Raw genomic sequence first — 25,102 nt, 5'->3', positions numbered from 1 at the left:
GGGAAACCCGCAAGCAACCTAACCAGCGAATTTCCGGCACAGGGCCGCGGGGCTATCGTCTCCTGTATGAATCTCAAGCAGCGCATCCCCTTCTTGCGGTGGTCGGTCTTGAGGATGGCTATAGGCAGCCACAACATCACCACCACCGGCCAGATCGGTGACGGGCGGGAGGCTGCAGCCGTCCGATACGTGCTGGAAAATGCCCGCGCCGGTGACATCGACGATGTGCTGGCCACCATCGACCGATTCGCCTACGAGAAGTCGCTGTTGATCAACGTCGGCCCGGAGAAAGGGGCGCTGCTCGACGCCGCGGTCCGCCGCGCCGCCCCCAAACTCGCGCTGGAGTTGGGCACCTACTGCGGTTACGGGGCGCTGCGGATTGCGCGTGCCGCACCCGCCGCCAAGGTGTACTCGGTCGAGCTGGCCGAAGCCAACGCCGTCAACGCTCGACAAATCTGGGCGCATGCCGGGGTCGGCGACCGGGTGACGTGTGTAGTCGGCACCATCGGCGACGGCGGGCGCACTATGGACACGCTGGCCAATGAGCACGGATTTACCGCTGGCGCAATAGATTTCGTGTTCCTCGACCACGACAAGGATGCTTACCTTCCCGATCTGCAAAGCATCCTCGACCGGGGCTGGCTGCACGAGGGATCAATTGTCGTCGCCGACAACGTCAAGGTGCCCGGCGCGCCCAAGTACCGGTCCTACATGCGTGAGCAGCAGGGCAAGCTGTGGAACACCACCGAGCACAAGGCACACGTGGAGTACCAGACGCTGGTCGCTGACCTGGTGTTGGAGTCGGAGTACCTGGGTGGCTAACGCGCTCGCGGATGCGCGCCGGCCCAGACTTCCCGCAGCGCGTGCACGGTCACCAGCGTGTAGATCTGAGTCGTCGTCACAGACGCGTGGCCGAGCAGCTCCTGTACCACTCGAACGTCGGCGCCGCCGTCGAGCAGGTGGGTGGCAAACGAGTGCCGCAGCATGTGTGGCGACACTTTCGAGGTGATGCCGGCACGTTCGGCGGCATCCTGCAATACCTGCCAGGCGCTTTGCCGCGACAACCGCCCACCACGGGCGTTGAGGAACATGCTGGGCGTTCCCCGGCCGCGCCGAGCCAGCTCTGGGCGTCCCCGCACCAGATAGGCCTGCAGCGCCTCCACAGCGGGACGCCCGACCGGCACCAGCCGCTGCTTGCCGCCCTTGCCGCGCAGCAGCACTGACCTGGCCTGTACGTCGATGTCGTCGACATCGAGCCCCACAGCTTCGGAAATCCGCGCTCCGGTGGAGTACAAGAACTCCAGGAGCGCCCGGTTGCGCAGCGTCAGCGGTCCGTCCGACGGACTGTCGCCGCCCGCTGCCGCCAGCAGAGCCAGCACCTCGTCGACGGTCAGACTCTTGGGCAGCCGGCGGCCTGAGGTCGGTGGTTTGACCTCCCGCGCCACATCGACATCGGTGAGGCCTTCAGCCGCTGCGAACCGGTGCAAGCCGCGCACCGCGATCAGGGCGCGCGCGGCCGACACCGCCGACAGCGGCACCGCGCCCGCATCGGGATCACCACGGCGCAGCGCCACGAGGAAGTCGCTGACGTCGTCCTCGGTGACCTTGGCCAGATCGTCGATGCCGCGCACCGTTAGGTGCTCGAGGTAGCGGCGCAGGTCGCGGCGGTAGGAACTCAGCGTGTTGGCGGCCACGCCCCGCTCGATCGTCAGATGGTCGAGATAGCTCTGCACTTGGGTCTCGAGCGGCGGCGCCAACGTAGTCATCGCGCCGCCTGCCGCTCGGCGAAGGCCGTCGGCTTGTCGAGCCACGGCGCGTCCACCGGCCGCGGCTGCGCAAGGCCCTTGCGCACCGCGAACGCCGCCAAAATGCCGGAAACGGCAAGCGAATTGACGATCTCTCCGCTGAATACTCGACGCACCGCCTCGGCCAGCGGATACCACTGCAACGTCATATCGGCTTCTTCGTCATGGCCTTGCGGTCTTCCGACGTCGGTCAATCCGGTGGCCAGATACACCCGCACCGACTCGTCGCTGAAACCCGGCGTGGAATCCAAATCGGCCAGCACCTGCCACGTCTCCGCCTTCAGCCCGGCTTCTTCCTGCAGTTCCCGGGCAGCCGTGAGGTGCGGTGCCTCGCCGTGCACGTCGAGCAGCCCGGCCGGCAGCTCCCAGAGGCGACGACCGAAGGGGTGGCGGTACTGATAAACCAAGGGGATGTTGTCGTCGTCGTCCAGGGCGACGACGCCCACTGCGCCGTAGTGCTCGACCACTTCGCGGTTGACGATCTTGCCGTCGGGCATCACCACCCGGTCCTTGCGGAGCGCGAAAATCTTTCCGGTATGCAGGATTTCGGACGATATCGTCTCGAAGACGTGTTCAGCCACGGGCGACGGGTTCGGGTTCGTGCAGCGGCTGCCCGACGCTGCCGCGGGGTTCGTTGCCGTTGGGCCGCTGCTCGGGGATCTCCACCGGCAGCCGCTCGGCCGCCTTGTAGTCGATAGCGGCGCCGACGAACGCGACAAACAGCGGATGCGGCCGGGTGGGACGGCTCTTCAGCTCCGGGTGTGCCTGGGTACCGACGACGAACGGATGGACCTCACGCGGATATTCGACAAACTCCACCAGATGGCCGTCAGGCGAGGTTCCGGAAAACCGAAGCCCGCTTTCGGCGATCTTGTCGCGGTAGGCGTTGTTGACCTCGTAGCGATGCCGGTGTCGCTCCGAGACCTGCGTTGTCTGGTATGCCTGCGCGACGATCGAATCCGGTTCCAGCACAGCCGGATACGCGCCCAGCCGCATTGTGCCGCCCAGATCTGCCTCGCCGGCCACGATATCTTCCTGGTCGGCCATGGTGGAGATGACGGGATCCGGGGTGCCTGGGTCGAACTCGGCTGAATTGGCTTGTGTCAGCCCAACGGAACGCGCAGCTTCGATCACGATGCACTGCAATCCCAGACACAGTCCCAGCACCGGTAGGCCTCGGGTTCGCGCATAGTGGATCGCGCCGATCTTGCCCTCGATGCCGCGGATCCCGAACCCGCCGGGGATCAGCACGCCGTGCACATCGCTCAACGCGGCCGCCGCGGCACTGGGATCTTGGCAGTCATCGGATGCTACCCACCGCATCTCCACCTTCGCGCGGTGCTTGAATCCGCCTGCCCGCAGCGCCTCAGTGACCGACAGATACGCATCGGAGAGGTCAACGTATTTGCCCACCAACGCGATTCGCACCGTCTCCTGCGGCTCGTGCACTTTGCGCAGCAAGTCGTCCCATTCCGTCCAGTCGACGTCGCGAAACGGCAGGTTGAGACGGCGCACCACGAAGGCGTCGAGCTCCTCTCGGTGCAACACCTTGGGAATGTCGTAGATCGACGGCGCATCCGGAGTCGAGATCACACCGTCGATGTCCACGTCACACATCAGCGCGATCTTGTTCTTCAGCGGTTCGGGAACGTCGCGGTCGCAACGCAGGATCAGCGCGTCCGGGGTAATACCGATGCTGCGCAAGGCCGCCACGGAGTGCTGGGTGGGCTTGGTCTTCAGCTCGCCCGAGGGTGCCAGATATGGCACCAGCGACACATGCAGGAAGAAGACATTCTCCCGGCCGAGGTCGTGGCGAACCTGCCGGGCCGCCTCCAGAAACGGCTGCGATTCGATATCGCCGACGGTGCCGCCGATTTCGGTGATGACGACGTCGGGGCGATTGCCTTCGGCGTCGGGCTCGGCCATGGCCAGGATGCGGCTTTTGATTTCGTCGGTGATGTGCGGGATGACCTGGACGGTGTCGCCGAGATACTCGCCGCGCCGTTCTTTGGCGATGACCGACGAATAGACTTGGCCGGTAGTGACATTCGCTGATCCGGACAGATCGCGGTCCAAAAAGCGCTCGTAGTGGCCGACATCGAGGTCTGTTTCGGCGCCGTCCTCGGTGACGAAAACCTCTCCGTGCTGGAACGGGTTCATGGTTCCCGGGTCGACGTTGAGATACGGGTCGAGTTTTTGCATGGTCACCTGCAAGCCGCGGGCGGTCAGTAATTGTCCGAGACTGCTGGCCGTCAGCCCTTTGCCCAGCGATGAGGCCACGCCGCCGCTGACGAAGAGGTGCTTGGTGGCGGTCTGCGGGTGCCTGCGCAAAATTGCCACCTCCGTGAAGACGGGCAGGACTACGTTCTTTGTGCTGTCATGCACTTGGGCCTGCCGACCCACGGAAATCCACCCTAACACCGACAGCGTCGCGCCGTCGTTGACACGCCCCGGCTCAGGCTCCGATCGCGCGGGCTACTGGGCGACAGTGAGCGACGTGGCGCCGTGACCTATTCCGTACTGGCCAGTACGAGCGCCGTTGATCAGGTCATGTAAACCCAGGACCACCGTGATCCGCCCAGACTCGGCGTCGACGTCATCGACGGTGGTAATCGCCGACGCCATCCCGGGATCGGCACGAGTGACGGCGACGGCCGCCGTTCCGCTGGCGGATCCGTCGCGACCGGCCAACACCGTGCCGGTGCCGTGAGGTGCCAGTGCGGCGGCGAACCGCGCCACACTCACACCTTGGTTTCCGGCGTCGTCGCCAAGCCCACCACCGGTGATGACCACGGCTGCGTTCGCTGCACCGATATGCGCGTCGGAGGGATAGGAGATGAAACCGGTATCGCGAAGTGCCGCCAGCACGACGTCGCGCTGGGCGTCATCGACGGTGGGAACCGCGGGATCACGGTTGATCAGCAACGCAATTCCGAGCAGATCACCGGCCTGCGAACCTTGGTCGACGAGCTTGGTGCTCAATTGCGCACCGGCTGGCACGATCGAGGAGTTCACAACCGAGCGCAGCTTTTCCGCCGAGTTGGCGTCGATGAACTCCTGGGTCAGCGACACCATTCCGCGCAGCGTCGCTCCAGCCTGGCCCATCAATTTCGACACTGCTTGGACATCGTCGTCTTTGGCGTCCGGGGTGCGGAACACAATGACCGACTTGCCCGCGAGTGCGTCGTGGACGATGTGTGCCGCCATTTGAGAAGTAAAATCATTTGCTGCGCTGAGCTTTTCGTTCAGCGCGTTCTTCTGGTCGTTGAGCCTGTCGATCTGAGCGTGCAGATCCCGCTTTTCGGCCCGCAAGCCGGACAGCACCGTATCAGACAGCAGGCCTGACCCCAAGACGACGCCGAGCGCCAGCGCCACAAACACCGCAGCCAGCGAAATAGCATGGTGGCGTAGGGATATCACCGTCAGCGCCGCCTAGGTGATCCGGCCCTGCACCCACAGGGAGAAGCGGTTCCAGTACTCGACGACCCAATGCACCACCACGGCGTCGGCCCGCGACACCCACAGCACGGCGATGACGGCGATCAGCATCGTCAACACCAAAAGCGCAACAGCGCCAGCCGACATGTGGCTGCGATACAACGTGGCGACAGCCTTGGCGTCCACCAGCTTTTCCCCCACCCGCAGCCTGGTCAGGAAGGTCGACGGGTTGCTGGCCACGCGTGTGCGGTCGAAGAACGTCTCGATGTTGGCGGTGTGCCCGGCGGTGACCAACAGCGCGGCGCCGTGGTGATCGGCCAGCAGCAGGGCCAGGTCGGTCGCAGAGCCGGCAGCCGGGAACGTCATCGCTCCTACGCCGAGGTCCTGGATCCGTTCCAGGCCCGGCGCATGGCCGTCGGCGTCAGCCGGTAACACCACCTGCGCACCGCATTTGAGGACTTCCGCGCTCATCTGCTCGGGGTCGCCGACGATGAGCTGGGGCCGATATCCCGCCTTGCGCAGAACGTCGGCTCCGGCGCCGACACCGATCAGCACCGGCTGGTATTCCTTGATGAATGGCTTGAGCGCCTTCAAATCATCGGCGGCACTGGGCTCATCGGACACCACCACCACATGGCGGCGGCGCATGTCCACGTCGACATCCGGAATACCGATGCCGTCGATCAACAACGGGCTTTCGCTGCGGATGAACTCAATGGTGTTGCCCGCGAACGCCTCTAAATGAGCGACCAGCCCGCTTTTCGCTTCGTGCATCAGGTCGGCGATGTCATGGTCGGTGCGCTCGGTGCCGTGAATCAGCCGACGGTCGCCGGAATACACCCCGCCGTTGTAGAGCCGAACTTTGGCGCCGTCCTTGATTTTCTTGAAGACCTCCGGGCCCGCCTCGTCGATCAGGGTGACCCCGTTGGCGACCAACACCTCCGGGCCCAGGTTGGGGTAGCGGCCGGACACTGAGGGAGACGCGTTGACGACGCCGGCGATGTCGGCTTCGACGAGCGCATCGGCGGTGACGCGATCGAGATCGAGCACGTCGAGGACCACGATGTCACCGGGACCCACCCGGCGCAGCAGGCGGTCGATGTCGCGGTCGACCCGGGCGGTGCCGACAACCCCGGGCCGCTCAGCATTACGAGACAGAAGCGCTGACATCTTCATGCGGCGATTCTGTCGGCGGAACCACCCGGTTGCGAGTAGGCGCGCCGTAACAACAGCCTCAGTAGTTATAAATTGTCACATCTGCCACAGCACTATGGACTCGAGCTGATCTCGGCTCGGGCAGCCTCCAGCAGCTCGCTGGCGTGTGCACGGCCGCTGTCGGAGTCACCCAGACCGGCCAGCATCCGGGCCAGCTCGGCGACGCGGTCCGCGCCCTCCACGCGGCGTACCGCGCTGGCGCCGTCTGCTCCGATGGTGTCCACAACCAGATGTACATCGGCATAAGCGGCCACCTGGGGCAGGTGGGTCACCACGATGACCTGGTGGGTGTGAGCCAGCCTCGCCAGCCGTCGACCGATCTGCACCGCGGCTCGCCCGCCCACGCCGGCGTCGACCTCGTCGAACACCATGGTGGTGCCCGCCGAACGTCGGGCCGAGGTGGCCAGCACGACCTCTAAAGCCAGCATCACCCGCGACAGCTCACCGCCGGAGGCGCTTTTCGACAGCGGCAACACCGTCGTCCCGCGATGGGCGGCGAAACCGAACTCGACCTGGTCGATGCCGTCTGCGCCGGCATGAACCAGCTCGCCCGACGGGAGTCGCAGCGCGGCCGGATTGTCGTCGTTGGCGGCCGCGGTGGTCACGCTGACGGCGAGCTCGGCATTGGCCATCGCCAGCCCGGACAGCTCCGCGCTGACGGCCTTGGCCAGCCGCTTGGCTGCTTGCCTGCGCAACTTACTGAGATCGGTTGCCGCTTCGGCCAATTGGACTGCCAGTTCGTCGACCCGGCGCTGCAGGCTGGTCAGCGCCTCCTCGGAAACGTCGATCTGAGCCAGCCTGGTCCGCGCCTGGCGCGCCCACTGCAGCACGCCGTCGATGTCGGCAGCGTATTTGCGGGTGAGCGTGCGCAGGTCGGCTTGACGGGCGAGCTTGGTGTCCAGTGCGCTGGCGTCGGCGGGCAGCTGGAAGAGGTAGTCGCCGAGCTCGCGGGCGGCATCGCTCACCACCGCCAGCGCCTCGTCGAGTTGGTCGGCCAGGGCGCGCAGTGTGGCGTCGTCGGTCGCCGCCAACGCCGCCTTCGCCTGCCCGAGCAGATCGGCGGCCGATCGCGGCTCGCCCGGAAACTCGGCGGCGGCACCGCTGTCGTCCAACGCGCCGGATAACGCCCCGCGCGCACTGGCCGCGGCCTCGCGCAGCGCGTCGAGTTCGGAGAGCCGCCGGATGTCGGCGAGCAGCGCGTCGTCCTCACCCGGTTCGGGGTCGACGGCGTCGATCTCGTTGAGCGCGAACTTCAACCGGTCGGCCTCCTGCGCCAGTTCGCGGGCGTGGTTGCGGCGCTCGACGAGGTCGCGCCGCGCCGACTGCCAGGCGTCGCGCAATTTGCGGTAGCGCTCCAGCCGCGAGCCGACGTCGGCGAACCGGTCCAATGCGTTGCGCTGCTGTTCGGGCCGCATCAAGCGCAGCTGGTCGTTTTGGCCGTGCAACGTGAGCAACTCGGTGGTGAAACTGCTCAGCGACTTGGCGGGCACGCTGCGTCCGCCCAGGTACGCGCGCGATGGCCCGTCCCGGCTGACCGAGCGCGACGCGATTACGCTGCCGTCCTCGTCGCGTTCGGCTCCCGACGAGTCCAGGATGTCGTCGATCTGGGCGGCGGCGGCTTCGTCGAGATCGACTGTGGTGAAACGACCTTCGACCACCGCGCGGTCGGCACCCGACCGCACGCGGGTGGCGTCGGCGCGCGCCCCACCGAGCAGCTGCAGCCCGGTGACCACCATCGTCTTGCCGGTGCCAGTCTCGCCGGTGAGCACGGTCAGGCCCTGGCCGAACTCCGCGGTCGCGGCGCTGATCGCGCCCAGCGACTCGATGCGTATTTCAGTCAGCATCCGCCGGCACCGCTTATTGCCCGCGCCATCCGGTAACCGGCAGCCGGAACTTGCGTACCAGACGGTCGGTGAACGGTGCGCTATCCAGCCGTGCCCACTTCACCGGTGTGTCGCAGCGCGTCACCTCGAGCCGCCCGCCGGCCGGTACCAGCATTTCGCGGCGGCCGTCGCAGAACACCAGGGCGTTGTGGCCGCCCGACTCGACTTCGATCGCGATTGTCGCCTCGGGGCTGGTGACCATGGGCCGGGCGAACAGCGCATGAGCATTGTTGGGCACCACCAGGATCGCCTCCAGGTCGGGCCACAACACCGGGCCCCCGGCGGAGAACGCGTAGGCGGTCGATCCCGTCGGCGTCGACACCAACACCCCGTCGCAGCCGAACGTCGACACCGGCCGCCCGTCGACCTCGAGAACAACCCCGAGAACGCCCAGCCGCGGGCCTTTTTCCAAGCTCGCCTCGTTCATCGCCCATCCGCGGTCGACGATCCCGGTCTCGTCGCGCACCACGATGTCGAGCGTCAGGCGATCTTCGATCCGGTAATTCCGGGCGACCACCCGTTCGAGCACGGCGTCGATGGCTTCGGCCTCAGCCTCGGCAAGGAATCCGATCCGGCCCAAGTTCACCCCGAGTACCGGGATGTTCGCGCTCCGGGCCAGCTCGGCTGCGCGTAGAAAGGTACCGTCACCGCCGAGCACGAGCACCAGCTCGCATCCTTCGGCGGCGCGAGGGTCGGCGTCAACCACCTCGATGTCGACGCCCAACGCCCGCATGTCGTCGGGCGACAGGTGCACCGAACCCCTGTCGACCGCCTCAGCCGACAGCGCACGCAGTCCAATCCCGTTGTCCGCCAGTGTTTTCTCGACCCGGCGTGCGGTATCGGTCACTTCCTCGCGTCCGGTGTGCACCACCAACAGCACGGTGCGGTCGTGGGTCATTGCGGCCCCTCGTCGACGGCGTGCCGTACCGCGTCCACCAACGCCTCGCCGGATAGCGGCTGCTCCGGCTGGGCGCGGAGCCACAGGAAGTATTCGACATTGCCGGACGGCCCCGGTAGCGGGCTGGCGGTGACGCCGACGGTGTGCCAGCCCAGCTCCTCGGCGCGTCGGGCCACGGTAAGCACCGACTCGCAGCGCAGCTTCGGGTCATGCACGACCCCGCCGGCCCCGACTTGACCCTTTCCGACCTCGAACTGCGGCTTCACCATGGGAACGATATCGGCGTCCGGTGACGCGCATGCAGTCAAGGCGGGCAAGACCGTGGTCAGCGAGATGAACGACAGGTCGGCCACGACCATGTCGACCGGGCCGCCGATCGCAGCAGGCGAGAGATCGCGGACGTTGGTGCGTTCGACGACAACCACCCGCGGATCGGACCGCAGCGCCCACGCCAGCTGTCCGTAGCCGACGTCGGCGGCGACGACTTCCCGCGCGCCCCGATCCAGTAGCACTTCGGTGAACCCACCGGTCGACGCGCCCGCATCCAGGCAGCGCCGTCCATCGACGGTGATGCCGAAAGCGTCAAGGGCCCCAATGAGTTTGCAAGCACCGCGCGACACCCAGCTGCGCTCGTCACCGTGCGCGACGGTGACGGCGGCGGTGACGGGCACGTTGGTGCTCGGCTTGGCCGCCGGCATCCCGTCGATGCTCACCTTGCCCGCCCCGATCAACTCGGCGGCTTGCTGACGGGATCGCGCCAGCCCGCGCCGGACCAGTTCGGCGTCGATGCGGGCACGTCGTGCCACGGGCGCTCAGCCCTTCTCCGCCGACTCCAGCGCGCGCACCAGCACGTCGTGCGCTTCGGAAAGCCGGCGCGCGATCTCGTCGAGGTCGGCCTCGGCGAGGCTGTTCTCATCGTCCGCGAGATCGGGCAGCCCGGCGAGCAGCGCGTTGATCTGGGCGCGGATCTGGTCAGGGTCGTATGTCACTGCGCCGCTCCTCCTCATCGCATCGCTGAAGCATCGTCGCCGGCGCGGGTCATTGCGCCCTTTACGCTAGCCGATCTTCGTCGGTGAACAGGGACCAGCGGCTCAGGGCGTCGCGGGCCTGCTCGTCGCCGGCCTTGACCGTGATATGGCCGTCGTCGCAGTCTGCGTCCCAAACAGCCTTGGCGACGGCGCGAACCACCGACAGCCCGTCCCCGGCGTCCTCGTCGTTCGCGCTGACCGTCACCGTGCCGTCACGGTTTTCGACTCGCCATGCCGCTCGCGGCGCAACCGCGAGCTCGTCGGCGTCGCGGTGCAGCGAGCGCAGGTCGTGCGCGATGTAGGTGGGCCGTTGCGACGGCACGGCATAAACGGCATCGCGGGCCGAATTCACGCCCGTGAGGACCATCAGGCTGGGCAGCTTTGCCGCGTTGGCGCCGGCGATGTCGGTGTCCAAGCGATCACCGACCACCAGCGGTGCGCGAAAGTCGCCGCGTGCCACCGCGTCGGTCATCAGTGTCGGCGCAGGCTTACCGGCCACTTGCGGTTCGGCATCGGTTGCAGCTCGCAGTGCGGCAACCATCGACCCGTTACCGGGCAACAGCCCGCGCTCGGACGGCAAGGTGCGGTCGACATTGGCCGCCACCCACAGCGCGCCCGCGCGGATGGCCAGCGCTGCCTCGGCAAGGTCGGGCCATCCTGTCGTGGGCGAGTGGCCCTGGACCACCGCCACCGGCTCGTCTTGCCACAGCCGAACAGGACGCAATCCGACTGCGGCGATCTCGTTGGCCAGTGAATCGGTGCCCACGACCAGTACCCGTGAGCCGGGCGGAAGCTGATCGGCGAGCACATGCGCGGCGGTCTGGCCGCTGGTGACCACGTCGTCGCCGGTTGCCGTGAAGCCTAAATCGCGCAGGTGCTCGGCGACTTCGTCTGCCGCGCGGGACGCGTTGTTGGTGATGAACAGCTTTCGGCTACGCACCTTGTCCAGCGACTCCACCGCGCCGTCGGTGGGCTGGCGGCCCCGAAAGACGGTCCCATCCAGATCGATAAGCAAGCAATCGTATTGCTCTGCAAGCGTTGTCACGTCAGGCCAACTCGCTAACCCGCTCTTCGGCGTCGGTGACGCCTTCGACATCCGCGGTCGCCGAGCGCAAAAACCATTGCAGCGCTTCGTCGCTGCGGCCCAGCGCCAGCAGCGTTTCAGCGTAGGCGTAGAACAACCGCGCGGCGGTCGAGCCGGTACGGCTGGGATCCAGCTGCGGCGTGGACAACACGATCAGGGCCTGCTCGAGCTGACCGAGATCCGCGCGGGCCCCGGCGGCCACGATGCGCAACTCATCGGCGTCGTCACCACTGAGCTCGGCCGCCTCGGGTCCCCGAGCCAGTTCGATCGCCCGCTCGGGACGGCCGAGGCCGCGTTCGCAGTCGGCAATCAGTGGAAGGAGCGGGGATTTGCTGCCCATTCTGCGCGCGGCGCGCAGTTCGGCGAGCGCTTGCGCCCAGTCGCCGCAGTGGTAGGCCGCGATGCCAACGGCTTCGCGGACCGCGGCGATGCGGCCGGACCGGGCCCGGGCCGCACGTGCGTGGCTGAGCGCGGCTTGCGGGTCGTCGTCGATCAGCCCACCGGCCGCGACGAGGTGGCGTGCCACCGCCTCGGCGGTGGCACGGTCCAAGGTGCTTAATTCACGGCGGATTTCGGGCGCCAACTGCTTGGCTTCGACGTCGGGCGGGATCACCGGCCCGTCGTCGAGCTCCTGCGGTGCGTGCTGGGGTTGGACGCGCCGTGCGCGGCCGGGGCCGGAGCGGGCAACGTCGCGTCCGGCGTATGGCCCTCGCCGCGGTGCGCCACCGGCCGGCGGTCGCGGTCGTCGCTCGCCGCCATGCGTGTCATCGACCACTCGTGCATCCACCTCGAATCGCTCTGCCGCGCTGTATCCCACTGCCCTGTCAAAGGATACGGAAACCGTCGACGCGCCGACAATTGAAGGGCCGGCAATTAAGAGCCTGTAATTGCATTTCAAATTTCGCGTAAATAAAAGCACCCCCTTGTGGGGGGTGCTTTTTGTGTGTTCGGCGGTGTCCTACTTTTCCACCCGGGGTGGGTAGTATCATCGGCGCTGGCAGGCTTAGCTTCCGGGTTCGGGATGGGTCCGGGCGTTTCCCTGCCGCTATGGACCGCCGTAACTCTATTTGAATTTGTGTTTTTGGTGGTGGGGTGTGGGTGGTGTGGTTGCGGTGGTTTAGTTGTCCGGCTCGTTTTCAGGTCGGTGCGGCCTGCATCGGTCGCCGGACGGTGTTGTAAGTTTTCGGCCGGTTAGTGCCAGTGGCCTTCGCCCCTTGCGGGGTGTCTAGGTCTGGTCTATTGATCCCGTGTTCTGCGGGGGGCCTTATCCCACTGATATGGGTGAGAAGCCTGGTCTTGGAGAAGGTTTCCCGCTTAGATGCTTTCAGCGGTTATCCTGGCCGAACGTGGCTATCCAGCGGTGCCCCTGGTGGGACAACTGGTGGACCAGAGGTTCGTCCGTCCCGGTCCTCTCGTACTAGGGACAGGTTTCCTCAAGCTTCTGACGCGCGCGGCGGATAGAGACCGAACTGTCTCACGACGTTCTAAACCCAGCTCGCGTGCCGCTTTAATGGGCGAACAGCCCAACCCTTGGGACCTGCTCCAGCCCCAGGATGCGACGAGCCGACATCGAGGTGCCAAACCATCCCGTCGATATGGACTCTTGGGGAAGATCAGCCTGTTATCCCCGGGGTACCTTTTATCCGTTGAGCGACACCCCTTCCACTCGGGGGTGCCGGATCACTAGTCCCGACTTTCGTCCCTGCTTGACGTGTGGGTCTTGCAGTCAAGCTCCCTTGTGCACTTGCACTCGCCACCTGATTGCCGTCCAGGTTGAGGGAACCTTTGGGCGCCTCCGTTACCTTTGGGAGGCAACCGCCCCAGTTAAACTACCCGCCAGGCACTGTCCCTGAACCCGGTTCAGGGTTCGAGGTTAGAGGTCCAATACGGCCAGAGTGGTATTTCAACAACGACTCCACACAAACTGGCGTTCATGTTTCACAGTCTCCCACCTATCCTACACAAGCCGCATCGAACTCCAATACCAAGTTGTAGTAAAGGTCCCGGGGTCTTTTCGTCCTGCCGCGCGTAACGAGCATCTTTACTCGTAGTGCAATTTCGCCGAGTCTATGGTTGAGACAGTGGAGAAGTCGTTACGCCATTCGTGCAGGTCGGAACTTACCCGACAAGGAATTTCGCTACCTTAGGATGGTTATAGTTACCACCGCCGTTTACTGGGGCTTAAATTCTCCGCTTCACCCCGAAGGGTTGACGGGTCCTCTTAACCTTCCAGCACCGGGCAGGCGTCAGTCCGTATACCTCGTCTTGCGACTTCGCACGGACCTGTGTTTTTAGTAAACAGTCGCTTCTCCCTGGTTTGTGCCACCCCCTGCCGCTGCCGGCCGCGAAGGCCATGACGGTGTGGGGGTCCCCCTTCTCCCGAAGTTACGGGGGCATTTTGCCGAGTTCCTTAACCATAGTTGTCTCGTACGCCTCGGTATTCTCTACCTGACCACCTGTGTCGGTTTGGGGTACGGGCCGTGTGTGAGCTCGCTAGAGGCTTTTCTCGGCAGCACAGGATCACCGAATTCACCTCAACCGGCTATGCATCACCTCTCAGGATTTCATGAGCGACGGATTTGCCTATCGCTCTCCCTACCGGCTTGCCCCAGTACAACCACTGACTGGTACGGCTACCTTCCTGCGTCACCCCATCGCTTACCTACTAGCAGACCGGGTCCCACGCAGCCCCCCACCCCCACACCCCAAAAAGGGCACGGTCAGCGGGGTTTTGGGTGGTTAGCAGATCCGATTCGGTATGGGCGCGCACACACGGGTACGGGAATATCAACCCGTTGTCCATCGACTACGCCTGTCGGCCTCGCCTTAGGTCCCGACTCACCCTGGGCGGACTGGCCTGGCCCAGGAACCCTTGGTCTTCCGGCGGGCAAGGTTCTCACTTGCCTTATCGCTACTCATGCCTGCATTCTCACTCCCCCCCACCTCCACACAAGATCACTCTCATGCTTCCCCGGTGGAGGGACGCTCCCCTACCCAACAAATTGCTTTGTTGCCGCGGCTTCGGCGGTGTGCTTGAGCCCCGCTACATTATCGGCGCACAATCACTTGACCAGTGAGCTATTACGCACTCTTTCAAGGATGGCTGCTTCTAAGCCAACCTCCTGGTTGTCTGTGCGACTGCACATCCTTTCCCACTTAGCACACCCTTAGGGGCCTTAGCCGGCGATCTGGGCTGTTTCCCTTTCGACGCGCGAAGCTTATCCCCCGCCGTCTCACTGCCATGCTTTCCCACCGCGGCATTCGGAGTTTGGCTGACGTCAGTAACCTAGTCGGGCCCATCGGCCATCCAGTAGCTCTACCTCCGCGGTGAACCACACAACGCTGCACCTAAATGCATTTCGGGGAGAACCAGCTATCACGGAGTTTGATTGGCCTTTCACCCCTACCCACAACTCATCCCCTCAGTCTTCAACCTAAGTGGGTTCGGGCCTCCACGCGGTCTTACCCGCGCTTCACCCTGGCCATGGGTAGATCACTCCGCTTCGGGTCCAGAACACACCACTACACCCCATACCGGGGATACGCCCTATTCAGACTCGCTTTCGCTGCGGCTACCCCACCCGGGTTAACCTCGCGACATGTCCCTGACTCGCAGGCTCATTCTTCAAAAGGCACGCCATCACCCCACCAACCGGGGGCTTTGACGGATTGTAGGCACACGGTTTCAGGTACTCTTTCACTCCCCTCCCGGGGTACTTTTCACCATTCCCTCACGGTACTGATCCGCTATCGGTCACCAGGAAGTATTCAGGCTTACCGGGTGGTCCCGGCCGATTCACAGCAGATTCCACGGGCCCGCTGCTACTCGGGAACGCTTTCTCGGGAGCCATGATGTTTTCACCTACCGGGCTCTCACCGTCTACGGCAGACCATCCCAGGCCACTTCGACTAACACCACGGTTTCTCACTCCCGTCCAGGCCGGCGGACCCGAACCAAAAACGCCCCACAACACCACACACACAACCCCCGCCGGGTATCACATGCATGCGGTTTAGCCTGATCCGCGTTCGCTCGCCACTACTAACGGAATCACAATTGTTTTCTTCTCCTACGGGTACTGAGATGTTTCACTTCCCCGCGTTCCCCCCCGCACCCTATACATTCAGATGCGGGTGACACGACATCACTCGTGCCGGGTTACCCCATTCGGACATCCTCGGATCCACGCTCGGTTGACAACTCCCCGAGGCATATCGCAGCCTCCCACGTCCTTCATCGGCCCCTGATGCCAAGGCATCCACCATGCGCCCTAACACACTTACAAACACCAAAAAACACTCGGCAAACAAGAAAAACAAAAAACCAGCTTCTTGCTTGCTAGATGCTCGCAACCACTATCCAAAACTCAAACACCACACCCCACCACCAAGCGAGGCAACAACACCACAGGTGTTGTCTCAGGACCCAACAGTGTGTTGGCGGCTTGCTTGCCATGCACCCAGCCCGACGCCACTACAGCGCCGAACTCCACATCGGCTCGGTGCGCGCCCGATGCGCACACCCCTTTTTCGTGGTGCTCCTTAGAAAGGAGGTGATCCAGCCGCACCTTCCGGTACGGCTACCTTGTTACGACTTCGTCCCAATCGCCGATCCCACCTTCGACGCCTCCCTCCCATACGGGTTAGGCCAGCGGCTTCGGGTGTTACCGACTTTCATGACGTGACGGGCGGTGTGTACAAGGCCCGGGAACGTATTCACCGCAGCATTGCTGATCTGCGATTACTAGCGACTCCGACTTCACGGGGTCGAGTTGCAGACCCCGATCCGAACTGAGACCGGCTTTAGCGAGGATTCGCTTAACCTCACGGCATCGCAGCCCTTTGTACCGGCCATTGTAGCATGTGTGAAGCCCTGGACATAAGGGGCATGATGACTTGACGTCATCCCCACCTTCCTCCGAGTTGACCCCGGCAGTCTCCCATGAGTCCCCACCATCACGTGCTGGCAACATGGGACAAGGGTTGCGCTCGTTGCGGGACTTAACCCAACATCTCACGACACGAGCTGACGACAGCCATGCACCACCTGCACACAGGCCACAAGGGAACGCCTATCTCTAGACGCGTCCTGTGCATGTCAAACCCAGGTAAGGTTCTTCGCGTTGCATCGAATTAATCCACATGCTCCGCCGCTTGTGCGGGCCCCCGTCAATTCCTTTGAGTTTTAGCCTTGCGGCCGTACTCCCCAGGCGGGGTACTTAATGCGTTAGCTACGGCACGGATCCCAAGGAAGGAAACCCACACCTAGTACCCACCGTTTACGGCGTGGACTACCAGGGTATCTAATCCTGTTCGCTCCCCACGCTTTCGCTCCTCAGCGTCAGTTACTGCCCAGAGACCCGCCTTCGCCACCGGTGTTCCTCCTGATATCTGCGCATTCCACCGCTACACCAGGAATTCCAGTCTCCCCTGCAGTACTCCAGTCTGCCCGTATCGCCCGCACCCCCACAGTTAAGCTGTGGACTTCCACGAACAACGCGACAAACCACCTACGAGCTCTTTACGCCCAGTAATTCCGGACAACGCTCGCACCCTACGTATTACCGCGGCTGCTGGCACGTAGTTGGCCGGTGCTTCTTCTCCACCTACCGTCACCAACACGAAAACGTGCGGCTTCGTCGATGGTGAAAGAGGTTTACAACCCGAAGGCCGTCATCCCCCACGCGGCGTCGCTGCATCAGGCTTGCGCCCATTGTGCAATATTCCCCACTGCTGCCTCCCGTAGGAGTCTGGGCCGTATCTCAGTCCCAGTGTGGCCGGACACCCTCTCAGGCCGGCTACCCGTCGTCGCCTTGGTAGGCCATCACCCCACCAACAAGCTGATAGGCCGCGGGCCCATCCCACACCGCTACAAAACGCTTTCCACCACCCCACATGCATGGAATGGTCCTATCCGGTATTAGACCCAGTTTCCCAGGCTTATCCCAAAGTGCAGGGCAGATCACCCACGTGTTACTCACCCGTTCGCCACTCGAGCACCCCCCGAAAGGGGCCTTTCCGTTCGACTTGCATGTGTTAAGCACGCCGCCAGCGTTCGTCCTGAGCCAGGATCAAACTCTCCAAACAAAAACCATTCAGAGAAACAACCTGACAAACAAACACACCACACCCAATGACACGGGGCATCAAAAGGCGCGGCAAAAAAACAACAAACAAAACCACCAAACACACTATTGAGTTCTCAAACAACACCCACCAGCCGCGCAACCAGCCGCGGCCGTATGGCCGCGGGCAAGTGGTGCGGACGGCGAGGGACCCACCGAAGTGGACCTTTCCCTCTTGGAGGCCGTCGCGTCCGGCGAACTGGCCGGGCGGCGACGACCTCAATAAGTTACGCTCGGGGCCACGCCGAGTCAAACAAGCTGCTAGACGGCGTCTTTGGGCTCCGGCAAGCTCATCCAACACGTTCGATGCCGGCGATATTCCGCTTGCCGCGCCGCAACACCAGCCAGCGCCCGTGGAGAAAGTCAGAGGGCCGCGGCGTCCACTCCTCGCTGTCGACCTTCATGTTGTTGACCGAGACGCCGCCCTCGGCGATGGTGCGACGCGCGGCGCCCTTGCTTGCCGATAGACCGCTGGCCACCAAGAGGTCGACGATCCCGTCGGGGGCACCTGGCTTCAATTCGGCCACCGGGGTTTCCCGCAGTGCCGCTGTAAGCGTGGCCTCATCCAACTGCGCGAGGTCACCACGACCGAATAACGCCCGGCTGGCATGTTCGACGGCTTCGGTGGCCGCCTCGCCGTGCACCAGCGTGGTGAGTTCTCGGGCAAGCCGGCGCTGCGCGACGCGTTCCTGCGGCCGCGAGGCCGTCGCCTCTTCGAACTCGGCCAGTTCCTCGGCAGACAAAAACGTGAACCAGCGCAGGTAGCGGATGACGTCGGCGTCGGCGGTGTTGATGAAGTACTGGTACCAGGCGTAGGGAGTCGTCATCTGCGGGTCCAGCCACAGGCTGCCGCCGCCGGTGGACTTGCCGAACTTGGTGCCGTCGGCGGCCGTCACCAGCGGCACGGTCAGCGCATGCACGGTGACCCCCAGCTTTTGGCGCGCCAGGCGCACCCCGGCGATGATGTTGCCCCACTGGTCGGAACCACCGATCTGTAGCACGCACTGGTGGCGGCGATACAGCTCCACGTAGTCGTTGGCCTGCAGCAGCATGTAGCTGAATTCGGTGTAGGAGATCCCCTCACCCTCCAGCCGGCGCCGGATAGTGTCGCGATCCAGCATCACGTTGACCGAGAAGTGCTTGCCCACGTCGCGTAGGAACTCGATGGCCGACATGCCGCTGGTCCATTCGAGGTTGTTCTCGACGATCGCGCCGGTCGGTGAGTCGTCGAAGTCAACAAAGCGTTCTAGCTGCCCGCGGATCCGCTCGGTCCACTCCAGCACTGTGTCGGCGGCGTTCAGTGTGCGTTCGCCGGTGTCGCGGGGATCGCCGATCAGGCCGGTGGCACCCCCGGCCAGCACGATGGGCCGGTGGCCGGCGCGTTGGAAACGCCGCAACGCCAGCAGCGGCACCAGGTGGCCGGCGTGCAGGCTGGGCGCGGTGGGGTCGAAGCCGGCGTACAACGTGAGCGGGCCGCGCGCCGCTTCAGCTGCCAGCGCATCGAGGTCGGTGGACTGCGCGATCAGCCCGCGCCAGCCCAGCTCGTCGAGGATCGGTGCGCCCACAGTCATAGATCTTCCAGGATCGTCACCTCTGGCCGTTAATCGCTGGCCCCTGGCGCGGGCGCGCGTGGGCTACGCCGGTAGGCCGACACCTCCGGTCGACCCTGCAGCCACAACCGCCACGGCCGGTCGGCCGCATGGCTGATGCCCACCCGCGGGCCGCTCACGGCGTCGAGCGTGTCGTTCAGTTTCAAGGTGATCGGGCTTTCGGCATCGAAGAGGTCAACCCCGTTGTCTGCCATGGTGATTCCCAATGCGGAGCAGAGATTTCCGGGTCCGCGCGCGAGTGCGGCGGTTCGAGCCAGATCGCCACGCCGGGACCGGGCAACGTCGACACCGTTTTCTATCGCCGCGGCCCGCAGCAGGACGGCGGCCGCCGTTCCGTCCGGGCCACAGGCGACGTTGGCGCAGACGTGGATGCCGTGGCTTCGATATGTGTAGAGGTGTCCGGGCGGCCCGAACATCACCGCATTGCGACCGTTGAGCCCGCGGTACGAGTGCGCCGCGGCGTCCGGCCAGGGGCCGTCGGGTACCCCGCCATACGCCTCCACCTCGACGATCGTGGCGCTGACACCTCGCCCATGCACGGTGGCGCCGAGTAGTCGGCGCGCGGCGGTGACCGGGTCGACCATCAGTTCCTCAGCGCTCACCGGACAGATTTTGCCCCGTGGTGATCGCAAGCTCAGCGGCGCTGGGCGTAGCGGGTCAGCACGACCAAGCCCAGCTCTTGACAACACCGCGTCGGGAGCGCATATTCATCACATGATGAGTTCATCGAGTGATGAATTGTTGTCGAACGACGCAGAAGCGGCCGTCGATATCAAGCACCTGCGGGTGATTCGCGGTAAAAGGCCTGCGCTGCATGACTTTTCGGTGCAGATTGCCCGAGGTACCATCACCGGGCTGTTGGGCCCGTCCGGCTGCGGCAAGACCACGCTGATGCGCTGCATCGTCGGCACCCAGGTCGTGACCGCGGGGACGGTCACAGTGCTGGGACGGCCCGCGGGATCGGCCGTTCTGCGCCGTCGGGTCGGATACATGCCCCAGGACCCAACCATCTACAACGACCTGCGAATCGTCGACAACGTGCGCTACTTCGCGTCGCTGTACGGCTTCGACGCGCATGCCGCCGACGCCGCCATCGAAGGGGTGGGCCTGTCCGATCACCGCACCGCGTATTGCGGCAATCTTTCCGGGGGCCAGCGCACCAGGGCGTCGTTGGCATGCGCGCTGGTGTGCCAGCCTGCGCTGCTGGTGCTGGACGAACCCACGGTGGGTCTGGACCCGGTGCTGCGCGCCGATCTGTGGGAGCAGTTTCATCAGCTCGCGCGCGGGGGCACCACACTGCTGGTCTCCAGTCATGTGATGGACGAAGCCGACCACTGCAGTGACCTGTTGTTGATGCGTGAAGGTCATCTGGTCGCCCACACCACCCCGACCCGACTACGAGAGGACACCGGATGCACGGCACTCGAGGAAGCGTTTCTGTCCATCATCAAACGCAGCACCGCGCAGCAACCCAAAGCCGGATAGGCCTGCAGGCTTACAGCGCAACCACCGCGCGAATACTCCGCCAACTGGTGGCCGATCGCCGCAGTATCGCGATGATCTTGCTGGTGCCCGTGCTGGTTATCACGCTGATGTACTTCATGTTCGAAAATGCCCCGCACCGGCCCGGCACGCCGTCGCCGTTCAACAACGCCTGCCTGATTCTGCTGGGCCTTTTCCCGCTGTTCTTGATGTTCGTCATCACCTCGATCACCATGCAGCGCGAACGGGCGTCGGGCACGCTGGAGCGCATTCTGACCACTCCCCTGCGCCGACTAGATCTGCTCATCGCCTACGGGACCGCGTTCTCGATCGCCGCGGCGGTGCAAGCAACTTTGGCCTGTGTGGTGTCGTTTTGGTTCCTCGGCTTCGACACCGCGGGCAGCCCCATGTGGGTATTTGTGATCGCGATCATCAACGCTGTGTTGGGCGTCGGGCTGGGCTTGTTGTGTAGTGCGTTCGCGCGCACCGAGTTTCAGGCCGTGCAGTTCATACCCTTGGTGATGGTGCCGCAGCTGTTGCTGGCCGGCATCATCGTCCCGCGAGGATTGATGGCGACCTGGCTGCAATGGATCAGCAACGTCTTGCCCGCCAGCTACGCACTGGAGGCGCTTCAACAGGTCGGCGCACATACGGAGCTGACCGGTATCGCGGTGCGCGACATGGTCGTCGTGCTGGGTTTTGCGCTCGCGGCGTTGTGCCTGGCCGCGGGGACGTTGCGGCGGCGGACCCCGTAGAGCCTTGGCTAGCGTTGAACGCCGACGCCCGGGGAGACCAGCGGGAAGTTCGGACACCCGGGAGCGGATTCTGGCGAGTGCACGGGAGCTGTTCTCGCGCAACGGAATCCACAAGACCCCGATTCGGGCGGTGGCCGCAGCGGCAGGCGTGGACTCTGCGCTGGTGCACCATTACTTCGGCACCAAGGAGCAGCTGTTCGCCGCTGCCGTGCGGATCCCGGTCGACCCCATGGAAGTCATCGGACCACTGCGCGAAACTCCCGTTGAAGACATCGGTTACAAGCTGCCGTCGCTGCTGCTGCCACTGTGGGATTCCGAAGCCGGCAAGGGATTCGTTGCCGAACTGCGGTCACTGCTGGCCGGTGACGACGTAAGCCTCGTCCGCTCGTTCCTGCAAGAGGTGATCAACGCCGAAGTGGGGTCGCGCGTGGACGATCCGCCGGGATCTGGACGCATTCGAATCCAGTTCGTCGCGTCGCAATTGGTGGGCGTGGTGATGGCGCGTTACATCCTGGAATTGGATCCGTTCAAGTCGCTGCCGCCCGAACAGATCGCGCGCACGATCGCGCCGAACCTGCAGCACTACCTCACTGGGGAGCTGCCGGATTGGCCCGCGCCATGAGCCGGACGTGCTCGTCGTCGCTGACCGCGGTGCCTTCGTCGACCAACAGCACCGGGATCCCGTCCTCGATGCGGTAAGCGCGGCGCAGCCGCGGGTTGTACAGCAGCGCACCGTCGGGTTTTTCGACCAGCAGCAGCGGGCCGCGGTCGGCGGGGCAGACCAGGATGCTCAACAGCGTTTCGTCGATCACGGCAGCGCTCCCTTAGTGCGCGCCGAACAGCTCGGTGCGCACCGCTGCGGTGAACCGGCGAAATTGGTTGCCCGCCGGGTCGAAATACCACACCTGGCGGCCCGGCTTGGGAAGCCCCGCCGCCCGCAGCGCGCTGACCGTGGGCCGGTAGGTGGCGCTCAGCGAAATCTCGGGCACGACATGGACGATGTCGGGTCCCACACCGATCGGCGCCATCTTCGCGATGGCCTCGGTCAGGTCGGCGGCGGTGATGCTGGCGCCTGGCCGCAGCGTCACGGCGGCCACCGCCACATGCCGGCCACGCACCGACACCCCGTAGGTGACTGCGAGGTCGATGGCGGTGATAAAGCCCAGCGCATCGGTGATCGGTTCGCAGTAGACGATTCCGCGCGCAGTGCGGATCACCGAACCGCGGCGTCCCACCAGCCAGTAGTCCCCGTCGGGGTCGCGGCGGAACAGATACTCCGTCGAGATCCACGTGTCGGCGGGCGCGAACACGCCGCGTTTGACCGATGCTGTCGGGTCGATCGGCCCGCGGGGCTGGGCCAGCAATACTCCCACTTGGTCGGCGTCGGCGACCTGTACGAAGCCCCGCTCGTCTTCCAGGATCAGGTCGCGATCGGCGTCGTACGCACCGAGTTCCACGCGGCTGGCGCCGGGCAGCGGGCGGCCCTTGCTGCCGATCTTGGCGCCGGACACGTTGGCCAGCACCGCCTGCCCGTCGGTGGTCGCGAAGAATTCGACGACGTGGGCGGGCGCGAAGGTGTCAATCACCCGCTGCCACAACCCCGTCGGCATTCCCGAGCCGATGAAGAGGCGCACCGGGTGGTAGCCCTGCAACGCGGATCCCGGGTGGTCGATGACCTCGCGCAGCATGGTCCAGGTATAGGACACGACGGTGACCCCGTACTGGCGGACTTCGGCGACAAACCGGTCCGGCTGCAGGCCGCGCGACAGCGCGATGCGGGTACCGCCGACGACCGCGCCGCCGAGGCTCACCAGCAACCCGGATTCGTGGTGCAGCGGGGTGAGGCAGTACACGGTATCTCCGCGGCCCAACGCGGCAGTGGAGGCGGTCCCGAACGCCGAAAGCGCCCAGCGGTAGTTGGTGATCTGCTTGGCAACCAGCTCGCCGCTGGCGGTGGTGCTGAACCCGATGAACGCCAGATCCCGTGCCAGTCCGGGGTTCTGCCGGTACCACGCGGGGAGCTCGACCGCGTCGGGATCGATCTTTTCCATGTCAATGACGTCGGCGTCCTCCGGCAGCTGCAGATCGCGTGACTCACCACCGCCCAACACCAGGACATGGCCGGGCAATTGGCGCGCGGAGTCGAGATTGGTTGGGTCGGTAATGATTTCGCTGACACCGCCGATGCGTGCTGCCGCAACCAGATCGCTGTCGGGCCGCATCAGCACAGCGACCGCGCCGAGCCGCGACAACGCCGCGATGGCGACCAGCGCGCTGGGCCGGGTTTCCATCAGGACACCGACGTGGTCGCCCTGCCGCACACCGACGTCGATCAGGCCGCGCACCACGTTGTTGATGCGCCGGTTAACCGCTTCGTAGGTGTGGACCCGCCCGTCGAACAACAGGAACTCGCCTTGCGGCGCGTCGTGGGCCTGTTCGTCGATGATCCGGCCAAGCGAGATGCGGGTGTGGTCGTTGATCTGGCCCAGCCGGGCCAGCCTGGGCAGCGTGCGCACGGTTTCCACCGCCATGGTCCGCACCGATTTGTTGGCGGCGACGACGGCCTCGGCCGCGCCGCGGGCGAGGGTCAGCGCCACCTCGGACGCTTCCCCGACGCCGTGCGCCAGCCGAGCGCTCAGCGCCACACCGGACTGGGCGCGTTCGACCGGCTGCTCGACCATCGGGACGATGTCGTCCGGCTTGTCACCGGATCCAGAGATCCACAGCACCCAGGCCGCGACGGTCGGCCAGGTCTGCTGTGCCGCTTTGGATCCGACGACCAACCCGAAGTGGCCTGCCCGCAAGCAGTATTCGTACACTTCGGCGTTCGGGGCCGCACGCCGGATGCCCCGCACCGCCGGGGGCTGGCCGATGTCGTCGACTTCGCCGACGAAGGCCAGCACGGGGCAGGTGATGTCCGTCAGGGTCACCAGTTGCCCGTTGATCGAGAAACCGCCGGTCATCATCCGGTTGTGCGCGATGAACTGCTTGAGCAGTTCGGAGACTGCGGGACCCGACCAGGCGATCCAGCCTTCGGATTCCAGGAATCTGCGCTGCGCTTCGCGCGGCAGCAAAGCTTCCCGGTCGTGCAGTTGACGCAGGAAATCGATGCGGGCTTTCGCAGTCTTGAGCGGATCCATCAACTGGAAACCGGTGCGCGCCAACCAGCTTGGGATCGCCAGCCGGGTGAAAACATGGTCGGCCATGAAGTTCGCGGCCGCGGCGGCCAAGTTGGGCGGAACGCCCATCGGCAGCGCGGCCAACGTGTCGACCGGCGACCCGAACGCCACAATGCTGGCGATGTTTTTCGAGTGGCGGTATGCGGCAGCTTGATAGCAGAACATGCCGCCTTGGGAATAGCCCGCCAGGTGCACGTCGCGGCCGGTGACATCGGTCGTGGTGTCGATGGCCTGGCTGAGCGCGACGATGTGGTCGGCCAGGGTGCGGCGCATGCCGCCTTCGACTTTGTCCGGTTCGCCGAAGTCGATGACCCACGGGTCCAGGCCGGCCGAATGCAAGATCCCGACCGCGCCTTCTTGGCGGGTGACGTCCCACATGTTGGCCGACATCATCATCGGGTGCACCAGCAGCACCGGCGGACCGGCCGGCGGTTGGCCAGGGCGGCTGTCCGGCGGAAAATACCGCCGCAGCTTGTACATGGGCACACTCTCGACGATCTGGAACGGCGACGGTGTGGTACCAGTCTCCAGCCCGCCCAGCCGCAAGACCTCCAGGCCGTTCTGCGCCGTGGCCATCAGACGCTCGACGGGCCGTGTGAC

Annotated in this window: 19 protein-coding genes and 3 rRNA genes; 4 read left to right on the top strand and 18 right to left on the bottom strand. The window is 64.9% G+C overall.

The features are described 5' to 3' along the window. The first annotated feature begins 66 nt into the window (after positions 1-66). Positions 67-822, top strand: a complete 756-nt coding sequence (locus G6N15_RS19605) for an O-methyltransferase (RefSeq protein WP_083089624.1) — start codon at positions 67-69, stop codon at positions 820-822. Here G6N15_RS19605 and xerD read toward each other — a convergent pair. The 16 genes from xerD to G6N15_RS19530 all read right to left on the bottom strand — a co-directional run bounded on the left by xerD (position 819) and on the right by G6N15_RS19530 (position 19,688). After that, positions 819-1,766: a site-specific tyrosine recombinase XerD gene (xerD, locus tag G6N15_RS19600; RefSeq protein WP_083089621.1), complete on the bottom strand. Its 948-nt coding sequence runs from the start codon at positions 1,764-1,766 to the stop codon at positions 819-821. The two genes, G6N15_RS19605 and xerD, sit on opposite strands and share 4 nt — an antisense overlap. Then, entirely contained in the window at positions 1,763-2,386 is a 624-nt protein-coding gene (locus G6N15_RS19595) for an NUDIX domain-containing protein (RefSeq protein WP_083089619.1), read from the bottom strand. Before G6N15_RS19595 ends, xerD begins: the two co-directional genes overlap by 4 nt. Next, complete coding sequence (locus G6N15_RS19590; RefSeq protein WP_083089661.1) at positions 2,379-4,136, bottom strand: CTP synthase; 1,758 nt, start codon at positions 4,134-4,136, stop codon at positions 2,379-2,381. The genes G6N15_RS19595 and G6N15_RS19590 overlap by 8 nt, the downstream gene beginning before the upstream one ends. A 144-nt stretch (positions 4,137-4,280) precedes the next feature. Beyond that, a complete protein-coding gene (locus G6N15_RS19585) occupies positions 4,281-5,225 on the bottom strand; it encodes a copper transporter (protein WP_083089616.1) in 945 nt (314 codons plus the stop codon). 12 nt (positions 5,226-5,237) lie between these two features. Then, positions 5,238-6,419 (bottom strand): putative cytokinetic ring protein SteA, encoded by a 1,182-nt coding sequence (steA, locus tag G6N15_RS19580; protein ID WP_083089614.1) that lies wholly within the window; start codon positions 6,417-6,419, stop codon positions 5,238-5,240. Positions 6,420-6,511: 92 nt separating this feature from the next. Then, positions 6,512-8,302, bottom strand: coding sequence for a DNA repair protein RecN (gene recN, locus G6N15_RS19575; protein ID WP_083089612.1), 1,791 nt, complete (start codon positions 8,300-8,302; stop codon positions 6,512-6,514). Positions 8,303-8,315: 13 nt separating this feature from the next. After that, entirely contained in the window at positions 8,316-9,239 is a 924-nt protein-coding gene (locus tag G6N15_RS19570; RefSeq protein ID WP_083089610.1) for an NAD kinase, read from the bottom strand. Further along, positions 9,236-10,045, bottom strand: a complete 810-nt coding sequence (locus G6N15_RS19565) for a TlyA family RNA methyltransferase (protein WP_083089608.1) — start codon at positions 10,043-10,045, stop codon at positions 9,236-9,238. The genes G6N15_RS19570 and G6N15_RS19565 overlap by 4 nt, the downstream gene beginning before the upstream one ends. Before the next feature lie 6 nt (positions 10,046-10,051). After that, positions 10,052-10,228 (bottom strand): hypothetical protein, encoded by a 177-nt coding sequence (locus tag G6N15_RS22800; protein WP_169922538.1) that lies wholly within the window; start codon positions 10,226-10,228, stop codon positions 10,052-10,054. Positions 10,229-10,289: 61 nt separating this feature from the next. Next, the gene (locus G6N15_RS19560; RefSeq protein WP_408632411.1) at positions 10,290-11,363 is read right to left on the bottom strand and encodes an HAD-IIA family hydrolase; all 1,074 of its coding nucleotides are present in this window, start codon (positions 11,361-11,363) and stop codon (positions 10,290-10,292) included. After that, positions 11,314-12,126: a tetratricopeptide repeat protein gene (locus tag G6N15_RS19555; RefSeq protein WP_083089659.1), complete on the bottom strand. Its 813-nt coding sequence runs from the start codon at positions 12,124-12,126 to the stop codon at positions 11,314-11,316. Before G6N15_RS19555 ends, G6N15_RS19560 begins: the two co-directional genes overlap by 50 nt. A 170-nt stretch (positions 12,127-12,296) precedes the next feature. Beyond that, positions 12,297-12,411: ribosomal RNA gene (gene rrf, locus G6N15_RS19550) — 5S ribosomal RNA — on the bottom strand. A gap of 111 nt (positions 12,412-12,522) precedes the next feature. Further along, positions 12,523-15,637 (bottom strand): 23S ribosomal RNA (locus tag G6N15_RS19545). Between the two features lie 260 nt (positions 15,638-15,897). Then, positions 15,898-17,438 (bottom strand): 16S ribosomal RNA (locus G6N15_RS19540). The 16S, 23S and 5S rRNA genes sit together here, the layout of an rRNA operon. A gap of 328 nt (positions 17,439-17,766) precedes the next feature. Continuing rightward, on the bottom strand, positions 17,767-19,041 hold the full coding sequence (gene tyrS / locus G6N15_RS19535) for a tyrosine--tRNA ligase (protein ID WP_139797992.1): 1,275 nt from the start codon (positions 19,039-19,041) through the stop codon (positions 17,767-17,769). Between the two features lie 35 nt (positions 19,042-19,076). After that, the gene (locus G6N15_RS19530) at positions 19,077-19,688 is read right to left on the bottom strand and encodes a DNA-3-methyladenine glycosylase (protein ID WP_083089447.1); all 612 of its coding nucleotides are present in this window, start codon (positions 19,686-19,688) and stop codon (positions 19,077-19,079) included. Positions 19,689-19,800: 112 nt separating this feature from the next. Here G6N15_RS19530 and G6N15_RS19525 point away from each other — a divergent pair, with 112 nt between their 5' ends. Genes G6N15_RS19525 through G6N15_RS19515 form a run of 3 tightly spaced genes read left to right on the top strand, consistent with a single transcriptional unit; the run spans position 19,801 to position 21,945 of the window. Then, positions 19,801-20,571 carry an ABC transporter ATP-binding protein gene (locus G6N15_RS19525; protein ID WP_083089444.1) on the top strand — a complete coding sequence of 257 codons (771 nt, stop codon included), beginning with the start codon at positions 19,801-19,803 and terminating at the stop codon, positions 20,569-20,571. A gap of 2 nt (positions 20,572-20,573) precedes the next feature. Continuing rightward, on the top strand, positions 20,574-21,323 hold the full coding sequence (locus G6N15_RS19520; protein ID WP_232070492.1) for an ABC transporter permease: 750 nt from the start codon (positions 20,574-20,576) through the stop codon (positions 21,321-21,323). 4 nt (positions 21,324-21,327) lie between these two features. Continuing rightward, entirely contained in the window at positions 21,328-21,945 is a 618-nt protein-coding gene (locus tag G6N15_RS19515; RefSeq protein ID WP_083089442.1) for a TetR/AcrR family transcriptional regulator, read from the top strand. On the opposite strand, the gene G6N15_RS19510 is transcribed toward G6N15_RS19515, so the two are convergent. Both G6N15_RS19510 and G6N15_RS19505 read right to left on the bottom strand, forming a co-directional pair. Continuing rightward, positions 21,911-22,135, bottom strand: a complete 225-nt coding sequence (locus tag G6N15_RS19510) for a Trm112 family protein (RefSeq protein ID WP_083089439.1) — start codon at positions 22,133-22,135, stop codon at positions 21,911-21,913. The genes G6N15_RS19515 and G6N15_RS19510 overlap by 35 nt on opposite strands. Before the next feature lie 12 nt (positions 22,136-22,147). Then, on the bottom strand, positions 22,148-25,078 hold the full coding sequence (locus tag G6N15_RS19505) for an acyl-CoA synthetase (RefSeq protein ID WP_232070491.1): 2,931 nt from the start codon (positions 25,076-25,078) through the stop codon (positions 22,148-22,150). Positions 25,079-25,102 lie beyond the last annotated feature (24 nt).

This window comes from Mycobacterium noviomagense, assembly GCF_010731635.1.
In the GTDB taxonomy this organism is placed as follows: Bacteria; Actinomycetota; Actinomycetes; order Mycobacteriales; family Mycobacteriaceae; genus Mycobacterium; species Mycobacterium noviomagense.
The sequence above is the reverse complement of the archived record's forward strand: the minus strand, read 5'-3'. Positions and strand labels throughout refer to the sequence as shown.

Excerpts from the sequence above, each read along its gene's own strand:
- G6N15_RS19605 (WP_083089624.1), top strand. The coding sequence starts at position 67 with ATGAATCTCAAGCAGCGCATCCCCTTCTTGCGGTGGTCGGTCTTGAGG.
- xerD (WP_083089621.1), bottom strand. The coding sequence starts at position 1,766 with ATGACTACGTTGGCGCCGCCGCTCGAGACCCAAGTGCAGAGCTATCTC.
- steA (WP_083089614.1), bottom strand. The coding sequence starts at position 6,419 with ATGAAGATGTCAGCGCTTCTGTCTCGTAATGCTGAGCGGCCCGGGGTT.
- recN (WP_083089612.1), bottom strand. The coding sequence starts at position 8,302 with ATGCTGACTGAAATACGCATCGAGTCGCTGGGCGCGATCAGCGCCGCG.
- G6N15_RS19570 (WP_083089610.1), bottom strand. The coding sequence starts at position 9,239 with ATGACCCACGACCGCACCGTGCTGTTGGTGGTGCACACCGGACGCGAG.
- G6N15_RS19560 (WP_408632411.1), bottom strand. The coding sequence starts at position 11,363 with ATGTCGAAGGCGTCACCGACGCCGAAGAGCGGGTTAGCGAGTTGGCCT.
- G6N15_RS19525 (WP_083089444.1), top strand. The coding sequence starts at position 19,801 with ATGATGAGTTCATCGAGTGATGAATTGTTGTCGAACGACGCAGAAGCG.
- G6N15_RS19505 (WP_232070491.1), bottom strand. The coding sequence starts at position 25,078 with ATGGCCACGGCGCAGAACGGCCTGGAGGTCTTGCGGCTGGGCGGGCTG.